The 11,363-nt window shown below is 31.3% G+C and carries 10 protein-coding genes and 1 pseudogene; 6 read left to right on the forward strand and 5 right to left on the reverse strand.

What is annotated here, in order from left to right; all coding sequences use genetic code 11:
- Positions 1–633 precede the first annotated feature (633 nt).
- Positions 634–984, reverse strand: a complete 351-nt coding sequence (locus tag AC1DCY_RS25765; protein ID WP_477355137.1) for a helix-turn-helix domain-containing protein — start codon at positions 982–984, stop codon at positions 634–636.
- Positions 985–1,119: 135 nt separating this feature from the next.
- Between AC1DCY_RS25765 and AC1DCY_RS25770 the strand changes: the two genes are divergently transcribed.
- Positions 1,120–2,121 carry a DGQHR domain-containing protein gene (locus tag AC1DCY_RS25770; RefSeq protein WP_477355140.1) on the forward strand — a complete coding sequence of 334 codons (1,002 nt, stop codon included), beginning with the start codon at positions 1,120–1,122 and terminating at the stop codon, positions 2,119–2,121.
- Between the two features lie 139 nt (positions 2,122–2,260).
- On the opposite strand, the gene AC1DCY_RS25775 is transcribed toward AC1DCY_RS25770, so the two are convergent.
- Positions 2,261–2,869 carry a Cap15 family cyclic dinucleotide receptor domain-containing protein gene (locus AC1DCY_RS25775; RefSeq protein WP_477355143.1) on the reverse strand — a complete coding sequence of 203 codons (609 nt, stop codon included), beginning with the start codon at positions 2,867–2,869 and terminating at the stop codon, positions 2,261–2,263.
- 14 nt (positions 2,870–2,883) lie between these two features.
- The gene (locus AC1DCY_RS25780; RefSeq protein WP_477355146.1) at positions 2,884–3,846 is read right to left on the reverse strand and encodes a nucleotidyltransferase domain-containing protein; all 963 of its coding nucleotides are present in this window, start codon (positions 3,844–3,846) and stop codon (positions 2,884–2,886) included.
- A gap of 409 nt (positions 3,847–4,255) precedes the next feature.
- On the opposite strand from AC1DCY_RS25780, the gene AC1DCY_RS25785 reads away from it, so the two are divergent.
- On the forward strand, positions 4,256–5,350 hold the full coding sequence (locus AC1DCY_RS25785; RefSeq protein ID WP_477355149.1) for a hypothetical protein: 1,095 nt from the start codon (positions 4,256–4,258) through the stop codon (positions 5,348–5,350).
- Positions 5,351–5,507: 157 nt separating this feature from the next.
- Here the strand turns inward: AC1DCY_RS25785 and AC1DCY_RS25790 are convergent, their stop codons facing one another.
- Both AC1DCY_RS25790 and AC1DCY_RS25795 read right to left on the reverse strand, forming a co-directional pair.
- The gene (locus AC1DCY_RS25790) at positions 5,508–6,686 is read right to left on the reverse strand and encodes a hypothetical protein (protein ID WP_477355152.1); all 1,179 of its coding nucleotides are present in this window, start codon (positions 6,684–6,686) and stop codon (positions 5,508–5,510) included.
- A gap of 304 nt (positions 6,687–6,990) precedes the next feature.
- Positions 6,991–7,177: pseudogene (locus AC1DCY_RS25795) on the reverse strand (IS5/IS1182 family transposase); the annotation flags it as partial.
- 430 nt (positions 7,178–7,607) lie between these two features.
- On the opposite strand from AC1DCY_RS25795, the gene AC1DCY_RS25800 reads away from it, so the two are divergent.
- From AC1DCY_RS25800 to AC1DCY_RS25815, 4 genes are all read left to right on the forward strand, one after another.
- Positions 7,608–8,255 (forward strand): hypothetical protein, encoded by a 648-nt coding sequence (locus tag AC1DCY_RS25800; protein ID WP_477355155.1) that lies wholly within the window; start codon positions 7,608–7,610, stop codon positions 8,253–8,255.
- A gap of 225 nt (positions 8,256–8,480) precedes the next feature.
- The gene (locus AC1DCY_RS25805) at positions 8,481–9,410 is read left to right on the forward strand and encodes a helix-turn-helix transcriptional regulator (protein ID WP_477355158.1); all 930 of its coding nucleotides are present in this window, start codon (positions 8,481–8,483) and stop codon (positions 9,408–9,410) included.
- Positions 9,411–9,502: 92 nt separating this feature from the next.
- Positions 9,503–10,435 (forward strand): alpha/beta fold hydrolase, encoded by a 933-nt coding sequence (locus tag AC1DCY_RS25810; RefSeq protein WP_053416842.1) that lies wholly within the window; start codon positions 9,503–9,505, stop codon positions 10,433–10,435.
- A complete protein-coding gene (locus AC1DCY_RS25815) occupies positions 10,420–10,992 on the forward strand; it encodes a YdeI/OmpD-associated family protein (protein WP_477355163.1) in 573 nt (190 codons plus the stop codon). The genes AC1DCY_RS25810 and AC1DCY_RS25815 overlap by 16 nt, the downstream gene beginning before the upstream one ends.
- Positions 10,993–11,363: the final 371 nt, after the last annotated feature.

Here is an 11,363-nt window from a genome sequence, read left to right on the forward strand (position 1 = left end):
TGTGTCCATATGTGTACCCTGCAATACCAAGTATCACTTCCCAAACAGGTGAGGATTCTACTTGTAAGGAAATGCTTTCAGCTGGATATGGAGAATAAAGGTGTTTCATAAAAGAGCCTCCTTATTATGTATTTCCTATATTCTAATATATCGGAATTTTTCATTCAATAAATTTGGAATTAAAATTTCTGCTTGCTCCCTTGTAACAAAATACTTCCTTTTATTGAAATCTTAAAAGGGAGATGTTTACAGTAATAAAAGCCCGTATTTTAGTTATTCCATTAAAGGGCGCGATTGTTGAAGAAGCGTCCTTATTGAACTCCCATGAAAGAACTTAATCATCTTTCATTTTCTGTGGTGTAGCGCTGGTTTTTGCGCTACATGGATGGCTAACGGGTGCTTTTGTTGAATATTCGATTCACGAAATACCACAACAAAAAACAAAGTTAAAACCGATTCCCTAACATATAGGGGATCGGTTTTTTCTCCGCTAGTAGCTACTATCAACAATAAAGCTAATCCGTTTTTATCTGTTTGCTATTGTCTTCTATGGACAAAAGGGAAAATTAAGAAACACATAAAATCAATTAGTGTGTATTTCTTATCTCTATACTATAGCTCTTACTTGTTCTTTCAATCTTTGTACGTATTAAATATCTCATTAGCTATATTTAATACTAATTTTACTTCAGTTTCACTTTTGTCTTCTACAAGATTTTGCAAGATCATAATCAACTCTTTTTTTTCAAAATACTTATTATCGAAATTTAGAGTGTCAAAGTTAAAGATACTCCTAGGTGTTTCTTCTAAGCCATTAGTAATCTTTTCTAAGGTCTGTATAGTAATATTCCTATCTCCTCTTTCAACACCAGCTATATACGAAGTTTGTAGTCCACATTTTTCAGCTAATTCTTCCTGAGTGAGTTTTTTCAATTTCCGTATTTCTTTGATGTTGCTTCCAACTAATTTGACTAAACTTTCCACAAAATCACCTCACATTTAGATTATGTGAGGTTTGTACTATCTTACAGATACATATAGTATAAATTTGATTGAAATATGTACTTATAAGTACTATACTGTTTAAGTATTAAATTTTTTTGTTAAGGAGTTTTTATTATGAGTAATAACTTACCTTCAAATATAGCAATAGAAAATGTATTACAGTCTAAAATGCGTGGTCGTGTTACGTATCAAGGATTTGTTTCATCTCAAATTGCAATCAATTTTTCATATTCCAAACTTTATAATGATAATTCTGGTAAAGGTTATCAACGTCCTATTGATAAAAAAAGATGTAAAGATTTTGCGAGTTATTTATCACAAGGTGAAGATGCCCTTTACACTCCAATTTTATTAAATGCTTCAGGACATTGGGAATTTCACGCATATGATGGACAAAGAAGAAATTTCGGGAGATTAATATGCAAGAAAAAAGCTACATTAATGGATGGACAGCATAGACTAGGCGGAATAAGTGAATATATTAATGAAACAGATAGCACACTTAACGTTCCTTTCTTGGCTTTTCATTATTTAGATGAGGATGAAGAAATCAAATTATTTGATGTAATTAATTCAAAAGCTAAAGGCATTGGTACATCACTAAGTCGCTATTTAAATAGGGATAATGATGACATTAGCTGGGTAGCTACAAACTTAATCCTTAAGCCAGAGAGTCCTTTCTTTAATAAAGGGACCCTAATTGGAAGAAGAACTAAAGAAAAAAATGTAACCTTACAAAATCTGTACAACATCATAAAATTATTGACTAAAAAGTCTGCTCTAGCAACTCTTTCCAAAGAACGGAAGCTAAATATAGTTTTACTTTACTTCAACTTAATAAAAGAGTTATTCCCGGAACAGTGGGATGATAATAAGTTGTATAGAATGACACATATAACATGTCTAAACGCATTGGCCATTGTAGGAAATAAAATAATTAACGATAATTACTCAATAAAATCCCAACAACCGGATTCTGTTAAATTGACTAAGCTTTTAAGTAACTTGAAAGAGATTGATTGGTTATCTACAGGGAATTTAAAGTACCTAAAAGGAGCTGCAGGTTCTAAAATGCTTGCAGAAGATATTTTAAATTGCCTTGAAAGTTATAAATAAAAAAAGCCATCATAAAAAGCCTTACTACATTTGATATGTAATAAGGCTTTTAAAAGTTATAAAAAATTGAATTAATCTAAACAGTAATAACAGGCTGTAGATAGTTTTTTCTATCTTGAAACTTATCAAGTGATAAACATTATATTGTAGTATTATTTTCACTTACTCGTTTAAATGTCATCTTCCCAGTAGTTTTTCTGCCAGTGAAATAATGACCTTCTAAAATTAAATTATCAGATTCATCTTTACTAATTCTTAATTTAGCTGTGCCATCATGATTAGGATTAGTATCTCTATTTTCATCAGCATCATTATAATAAGTATAGCAAAGGTATTTCCGGCCACCCTCATCCATCCAAATATCACTCACATAACTACTACTATAGCTCTTATTTGTTTCAAATGTTACCGTTATTTTGTCAAATTCATGCTTTATTTCTAGCTTAGCAGGAATTGGAACTCCCGTTGCACCAGTATCAGGGTAAATATAATCAGATTGAATTGAACCTTCCCAAACACCCCCTATAAAAGGGACAGAACAGAGCCACGGATAAAAAATATTAGGTACCTTTTTCCATATAATTTGTTTGAAAAGAAGTGCCTCAAACAATAATGAAATACCTGCTGCACTAATCGCTGACGCAATAAGCGCAACACTTAATTCAAAGCCTTTTATTGTTGCGATGATTACAAATAAGAGTATTCCGAACGTTATCCAAATACGCCAATAAACTCTCGAGTTAAACATATTTTTGTCACCTCTTATTCATATTCATAAAATTTATCGAGGTCATTTATAAAATCTCTCATATTATTAATTGCTTCTTGTGTAGGACAAAGTGATTTAATGCCATTAGCTTCTTTATAAGATGAGAGAGAGTACAAATTACTTTTTAAAAAGTTTACCAGATTATCAAACATATAAACTTTTCGATAAGCTTTATACTCTAAAAATTTTTCGTTAGGTATATTCCACATCAATGATTCTAAAGCAAAAGAACTAACATTATTAGCCGAATTAATTCCAAAATCTTTCATTAGGTAACGCATCTTCTTCATTATTCTAACCATTTTTTTATAATAATGATTAGTAGCTACATTTTTCTCTTTCCCATTTTGAATGTGTTGTTCGGGATAATTGATAATTCTTTCTCCTGAATCAGCTACTATAACAATACCACCTATAAAATTTAGTGGATTATTACTAAAATCATTTCTATAATCTTTAAATCGTCTACAAGGAACTCCATCAGCATCTTTTCTATAAGTGTTACCATTTATTTTAATAGATTTATTTTGTCGTTCAACATCATTACCAAATTTATTTTTTAAAGCATCTTCAACCTCATCTTTAAATGTCTTAGGACGTGAGGCTGCAGTTGTAAAGCCATAATTTGAATCGCTAGCACCGGTTCTATACATAGTTTGAAAGGTATCTTCTTCAACTACAGCAATATCTACATCACTTTGTGTTCGAACATTAGTGTTATTTGCATATGAGCCTTGTAAAAACACTTTTATTTTTCGAGTTCCATACTCAGACTGTAACTCTTGAAAATATGCATATGTATCAGAATACATAGGTTCAACAGAACTTCTTGTTTCTCTAAAACCAAGGGGCTTTATAGCGTCAATAACCATTCTAATAGAGTTTTTACATTGCTGATCCTCTGTTGTACTAAGGGGTTGTGCATAACTATCTAACATCGATTCAGTAAACTTCACTTCTTCATCTCCTCATCTAAAAAGGCCTTACTTTTTGTTTTTCGTATGTTTTTTAAGATATCTGTTGTTTTATCTCCTTTAAACATCCGCCCTCTAAAACTATATATTGTAATAGAGTGAATCGCAATAACTATATATTGTGTTTTACAAACTTAACATATAATGCATTTATTGTAAACAAAATAGAATACAATTGATATTTTCCCAGCTGTTTGAGGATTTAAATGGAATATAATAGCTTTTGTAAATTGTAGTTGTGGGGACTGAAAATTCATTTTCTAGATTATCATCAATTTATTGGACTGATGGAAGTTGATTAGAATACAATTCCATATATTGGTTCTGTTTTGTATAATTAAAAAAACAAGTTAATTTGGTTCAAAAAAAATTTCAGCGGGGGAACATTATTATGAATTCAACTAATCTATGTATTTATACGAAAAATCCTCATGATGACGCACTGATAAAATCGGGAGACCATATATTCTTAGCAGCAATTGGTGGCTCAAAAAAACTTCCTAAATCTTATGTATCTCATAAAGTAAATAATGATTTTTCTGTATTAGAAAAGCACTTTTCTAGAGAATCACTAATCTCGCTAATTCGTCAATTTGAAGGTCCGGGAAAGCGTGGGAATTTGAATGAGAATAAAGCATCTAAATCAAACATTAGTGTAATATCTCAACAAACAAAAACCGACGATTTAAAAGAAAAGTATTCACTTGGATATATTAAATTAGGGAAACCATATGTAATTAATCATTTCATTTTTGAATTTGATACTGATACTATCGCAACCTCCCTTGACCCATATTCAATTGGAGAGAGTATAAGCCAAGAGCAAACATTAATGACTTTTGTAGAGGCCGCAAAGGTTTCTAATGAATACGTTCTTATAGAGGAGGAAAATTTGCCAAATAACCTAGCTCTTTTTGGTGAATCCGATAAGCGATGGTTTTTAGCTATTAAAGACAAAGAAATGGAGCCAGTGGCACAAAAATTTATTGATAAGATTAGAGATGCAAAAACAGTTAATATAAATGATTCTAAGGAAACTTCTGGTCAAGTCAAAGTTCATCAACACTATAAAATTGATTTAGAAGGAAGCAATCGTATTATCGCAAAAATGGCTTTTAACTTCTTAGCATCTGAAAAAGGAATCGATTTTGTATTAGATTCTAAATTTGATCCAATTCGTAATTGGATACTTACAGGCGAGAATAACCAGTCATTTGTTGAAATGATTGCAAGAGATACTGAATTAGAAAAGCGCTTGATACCTTTTTGTCCTGATAAAGCACATTATATAATTCTCACTCAAAAAGCAACTAGTTTAATTGCAATTGTTAGCCTTTATGGAGAAGCATGCTCCTATGTTGTTAAATTAGCAGAAGTAGAATTAGGAGAATGTTTTATCCCAGATCCAATAGGATTAATTTGTGATTGGAAAAGTCGAAAAGAGTACACTTTGATGGAACATATTGTAAAAATAGGTTCGAAATAAAAATATACGTACAAAAGTCCTCGTCTATTATATTACAAGATAGGTGAGGACTAATATTTAGTTTTTCCTTTATTTCAGTATTTGGTCTATTTATATAGTTTTATCTTCCATTGGCTAAAACAATGCGTTCTCTACGTTATATATTTATTAATATGTATTATTCAATTGATTTCTCCAGCTGCTGTAATTGTTTTTGTAATTCCAATATTTTTTTTCCATTTTCATTTGTATAATCACTAATTTTTTCTTCATACTTCTTTTCAATTACGTCAATTTTACTCTCGTGGTAAAAGCCTAGGAATAAAAAAATACTAATAATCCCTAGAACACAAAAAGTAAGTAAACTATAAAAACGCTTAAGATTAATACTATCACCGTAAACAAGAACTTTTAAAATATAAAACAAAGCTAGTAGAACTACAATAAGAGAAAGATTCAAAGCTAATACATTTGCTGTAAAATTACTTTCAATTTTAGGAATAGCACTAATATTTACACCTATAACCGCAAATGCAGCTACCATAATAGATAAAATAGTTGTAATATCTTTATAAAAAGCTTTAATTTTTTTTTCATATTTTTTTATTGAGATATTTATTGATTTAATATTTTTTACTTGTTCATTCTTATTTTCTTCGAATGTCTGTAATAATTCTTCTTGCTCGCTCTTTGTATTCTTTATATTTCCTAATATTTCCTCTTGTTTTTCCATTATTTCCAAACTTCTCTTGCTAGTAACAAAGTGTAGATAGTGCATACCTTTATTTGATAATCTTATAAGAGGTTTATAAGAACAAATAATTTCAACAAGACCCCCTCTATTTAAAAATCTATAATACATTTCCTCTTCCGAATTTAAACTTTGCAATCCTGTATATACTTCCTCATTAAATAAATCTTTGTCGGTTCTATATAATCGATGTAAATTATATCTAAATTGTTGTGTAGGATCTATAAAATTTATATTTTCAAAGCTTACCTTTCTTGACTCTAATTCAATGTCAAAATCCTCAAGTGTTAAATATTCTATAAATCCATTTAAGTAAAGAATTTTAAGATAATTATAAAATTCACTTTCCTCAATTTTAGAATAAGTAAAGATATCATAAACTAATTTTGCAGGATAAACGCCTCCTTGAGTTACCTCACGGCTTGATTTAGCATTCATAACTGATTCCAATAAATTTATTACTTTATTTTCTTCCAGAATATCTAAATCAAATAGAAGAGATGTATTTATTCCTGAAATTTCAAACTCTTTTTCTAAATATTTTTGCTTATCTTCTTTTGTTAAAGAATCTAACTCTAAATAGTCTAAATCAGCAAATTCCTTCATTATAAATCCTCCTGTATTCTTATAGTCTTTCTTCCTTTCGAAGGACTACTAAACATAGTTCACTAAACCTAAATTCTATTTCATACTGTCTTAAACAAAAAGAGAGCCCCGACTCAGATACTCACTCAAAGTTTGTCTAACATTAGACAATTTTTGTTGTTTTACAATCGAATAACTGCTTCTTACGTTCCATATAGAGATTCTTACAGATATAACCTCTTATCACCTAAGGCATATCATGAAATAATATCCTCAAGTTCTTGAATTGTCAACATTATCCTTTTCACATATTAAAATGTCTGCTTCGGCCTGAGGTATTGTATTTTCGGATATCCGTTTCCATTTTGATTTTAAAGACCTTTTGACATAGAGAATCATGATCGAGGGGACATGTTTTTACATTCATTTAGTTTCGTGTATTTCAGGGTTTGATATTTTTCATCAAAGCTGGCATATCGATACGAATGCTTACGTACACAAGTGGGAACGAAGTCCTTTATAATTTCTAATAGTAAGCTTCGTTAAGATGACGCTTGCCCACCACTAAAGCGCGATTAGAAGTAGTAGCTAAAGAAATTAAAGAAGCAATTGAAAAGCTCAAGTCAAACTAATTTAACTCGAGCTTTTCAATTGCTGTTCTAAATTTACCTTAGATATTTTTACTTCATGTCCATACAGAGTTAAGTAAAAAATTCACGCATCCTAAATATATCTACATTACTTAAATTGAGTGAAACTGGATCAACGTCAAGATTTTAGGCATACTCTGTCCCCTTTAAGTTAATTTCCCACTAATTATTTTATCTTTCAGAGGAAAATTAAGATAAGTATTGATAAACAACATTATTCTAATTTATCTCTGAAATATTCATGAACATAATATTGGTTATACTAACTTTATTAGGGAAAGTAGTGTTGAGAATGAAAAGAAAAATCTTATTCGGTTCTGCTGCTATTGCCGTTATACTTATTGCCACACTTGGAGTTCGTGAATATGGGGCTCTTAAATATTCAAGCGACAAAGATGAATCAACAAATAGCAACATTGTAGAAGCATCTGAATCCCAAATTTATAATGCTGAAATCGGAGAATTGGTTTCAAAGATGAACGTATTACTTTCCGAACCGATGAACGACCCAAAATTGAAAAAAGCGAGTAACGATGAAGGTTTCGAGTATTACTTGAAGTCACTAGTAGTCAATGATGAATCACCAATCCATTTAATTAAAGGAAATAAAGAATTGGAAAAAGATTATATAAATTTGTTCCTTTTAACAAGTTATATATCTAATAAGCAAGCTGCCCGTACGGTACATTTAGATCCTAATGGTGAAGCAATGGAATCAACAGATTTAGTTAATCAATGGGCACCTACTGATGAAAATACGCGTATTGCATTCGAATACATGAAGCAAATTATCAATGATTTAGACGTTGCAATTAATCATAATGGAAAAGGTGAACTATATGGTGTGACGCATGTATTAAACACGCGTTTGGCTTCGCAACAAACGAAAAAAAAGCCAGTCCTATTCGCTGTAGGACTGGCTTTCGTGTTGTCTTGCTAAATTTCATAACGTTTCGCACTTAAAGTATATCATGATTTAATTTCTCAATCAAAAGTATTGAGTATTCTTTTATCATACTTGTTACGTAAAAAAAGAACCTCTAAGCATACAAGACTTGAATAATATTTTTGTATATGAAAGATTAGTTCTTTTGAAAAGTTTTTTTAATGTATCATCATATTGTGTAGTGTAGAATGAAAAGAAACCTTATCTAAGGAGAACAAAATGAAAATAGAACGTATGTTAACCATTATTGTGATGTTACTTAATAGAAATCGTGTAACAGCCAATGAATTGGCTCAAAAATTTGAAGTGTCGGTTCGGACTATTTACCGAGATATTGAAACAATCAATCTAGCCGGAATTCCTATCATTTCCCACTCTGGAAACAATGGTGGATTCAGCATTTATGAAAATTATAAATTAAATCATCAAGTACTGACTCTTAATAATCTGTCCTCCCTTCTTTCTGTTCTCAAAGATATTAATTCCACGGTTGACGACATTGAGCTAGAATCATCCATAGAAAAGTTAGAAAATATCATTCCTAAAAACAAGGCAGATGAACTAAAGCTGCATATGGAACAAATCATCATTGATTTACATCCTTTTGGAGAATCTCTAGGACAAAAGTCATTAGTTAAAACGCTAAGAAAATCTATTACACAGACTGATATACTGATGATTGACTACAGAAATTATAATAATATTGTCAGCAAAAGACGAGTTGAACCTATGTCACTCATATTTAAAAATTATACTTGGTACTTATTTGCTTATTGTCTTTCAAAAGAAGATTTCAGAATATTTAAAGTTTCCCGTATAAGTGATTGTTATATCGAAAATCAATCATTTGAACGTCGAGAAAAATCGTATCATGAGATTAGGACATTATTAAATGAGCAAACAATAATGACAACAATTGTCTTAAAGATTTCCTCTATAATGCAGTCTCGTGTGGAGGATATTTTTAATAAAGAAGATATTTCGGTGTTAGAAACAGGTGAACTTCTTGTTAAAGCTACACTCCCCGAAAAAGAATGGTTGTTCTCTCTCATATTTAGTTTTGGAGAGCATGTAGAGGTCTTAGCTCCAAAAGAAATGCGTGAAGCAATTGCTTCAAAACTCAGATTGATGGCTGAAAAATATCGTTAATTGCGTTTCTCAAAGTTGACAGACTGTTGTCAAATCACCGTGATAATATTGTTGTTGTAAGACACATTTATTTTAATTAGGAGGAACGTTAAATGACAAACAATTATGAATTTCCAACACCAACACTTATCTCAGTTAACGGTGTGAAACTAGAAGTTTTTGAAGCTGGACAAAAAAATTGGGGGCGACCTATCGTTCTCTGCCACGGATGGCCAGAACATGCCTATTCTTGGAGACATCAAGTGACTCCTCTTGTAGAAGCAGGTTATCACGTTATTATTCCCAATCAACGGGGATATGGAGAATCTTCTTGTCCCAAAGAAGTTACAAAATATGATATTAAACATTTAACCGGTGATCTTGTTGCTCTATTGGATCACTATCAGTACAAAGATGCCATTTTTATGGGGCATGATTGGGGTGCAAGTGTTGTTTGGAGCATGGCTTTGCTGCACCCAGAACGTGTTCGTAAAATGATTAACTTATGCTTGCCCTATCAAGTTCGTGGAGAGAAACCTTGGATTGATTTTATGGAAGAAGTTTTTGGAGACGATTACTATTTTGTTCACTTTAACAAACAACCAGGTGTTGCAGATGCTATACTAGATGAAAATTCATCACAATTTCTTAATAACTTATATCGAAAGAATGCTCCATCACAAGTTCCTGGTAAAGGAATGGAAATGATTAATCTAGCTAAAGCAACCAAGCCATTAGGTGAACCTGTTATGAGTGATGAAGATCTTTCTGTTTATATCTCAGGGTTCAATAAAACAGGTTTCACTCCAAGCATCAATTGGTACAGAAATCTAAATCGTAATTGGCATTTATTAGGTGACGTCTCTCCTATTATTCATCAGCCAACATTGATGGTATATGGCGAGAAAGATATTATTCCGCCACTTCAAAATATAAAAGATTTTGTACCTAATATAGACGTTAAGAGTTTGGACACTGGTCATTGGATTCAAGAAGAAAGACCTGAAGAGCTTAATCAAATGATTTTAAAATGGCTGATAAAATGAGTGAAGCCTTATTTTTTATTAATCAAACAGAATTTATTGATTGGTTAGATATTCATCACCAAACAGCTAGTGAGATTTGGGTAGTTTTTTCAAAAAAAAAAAAGACCAATAAAGCTAGTCTTACTTGGTCAGAATCAGTAGATTGTGCACTGTCGTTTGGTTGGATTGATGGGATACGAAAAACAGTTGATGAAGATAGCTATAAAATCCGCTTTACTCCACGTAAGTCTAATAGCCTCTGGAGTAAAGTTAACGTGCAAAAGGTGCATAAATTAATAGAACTTAATCAAATGAAGCCTGAAGGATTGACTATTTTTAATCAAAGAAATGATCAAACAGGTTATTCTTCCGCTAATAGGAACGTTACTTTAATAAAAGAATATGAGGATGAAATTAAAAAAAATCAAAATTCTTGGAAATTCTTTAATCAGCTTCCGGCTTCTTACAAAAGAGATTCTATTTGGTGGGTAATGAGTGCCAAAAAAGAAGAAACTAGGCTAAGAAGATTGAATCGATTAATCGATTCATGGAAAGAGGGAGACATGTTAAGACCGTAGTTTTATCAATCAACAGCATTAATTTATATATACCTGGATTGTTTAGAGAGAAGAATATGTAGCTTTTGAATAAAGTTCGATTAAAAGTAAGTTGCAAACGCTGATTTTATACAGAAAGAAACCAACTGTTTTGAAACAAAGTTTGATCAAAACAGTTGGTTCTTTATTTATCTAGTTTGGTTTTTATAATAAAGATTGATTATTTCTGGTTGCGAATCTTCAATTAAAGCACCCGTTCGTATTATAAGGTCAACCGGAGTAATCTGGTTGACTATTTTTTATTCAATTTATAGATTGATAGTAGCCGGGGTCGAACGGAAGCACCCGTGGGATTATATCCCGACAACTAAACTGTTCGCCCTCTACTTGTT

The sequence above is a fragment of the Lysinibacillus sp. 10T31 genome (assembly GCF_056394365.1).

Bases quoted from the DNA above. Each gene is read 5' to 3' on its own strand.
- AC1DCY_RS25800 (WP_477355155.1), top strand. From the start codon at position 7,608: ATGAAAAGAAAAATCTTATTCGGTTCTGCTGCTATTGCCGTTATACTT.
- AC1DCY_RS25775 (WP_477355143.1), bottom strand. From the start codon at position 2,869: ATGTTTAACTCGAGAGTTTATTGGCGTATTTGGATAACGTTCGGAATA.
- AC1DCY_RS25790 (WP_477355152.1), bottom strand. From the start codon at position 6,686: ATGAAGGAATTTGCTGATTTAGACTATTTAGAGTTAGATTCTTTAACA.
- AC1DCY_RS25785 (WP_477355149.1), top strand. From the start codon at position 4,256: ATGAATTCAACTAATCTATGTATTTATACGAAAAATCCTCATGATGAC.
- AC1DCY_RS25770 (WP_477355140.1), top strand. From the start codon at position 1,120: ATGAGTAATAACTTACCTTCAAATATAGCAATAGAAAATGTATTACAG.
- AC1DCY_RS25805 (WP_477355158.1), top strand. From the start codon at position 8,481: ATGAAAATAGAACGTATGTTAACCATTATTGTGATGTTACTTAATAGA.
- AC1DCY_RS25810 (WP_053416842.1), top strand. From the start codon at position 9,503: ATGACAAACAATTATGAATTTCCAACACCAACACTTATCTCAGTTAAC.
- AC1DCY_RS25815 (WP_477355163.1), top strand. From the start codon at position 10,420: ATGGCTGATAAAATGAGTGAAGCCTTATTTTTTATTAATCAAACAGAA.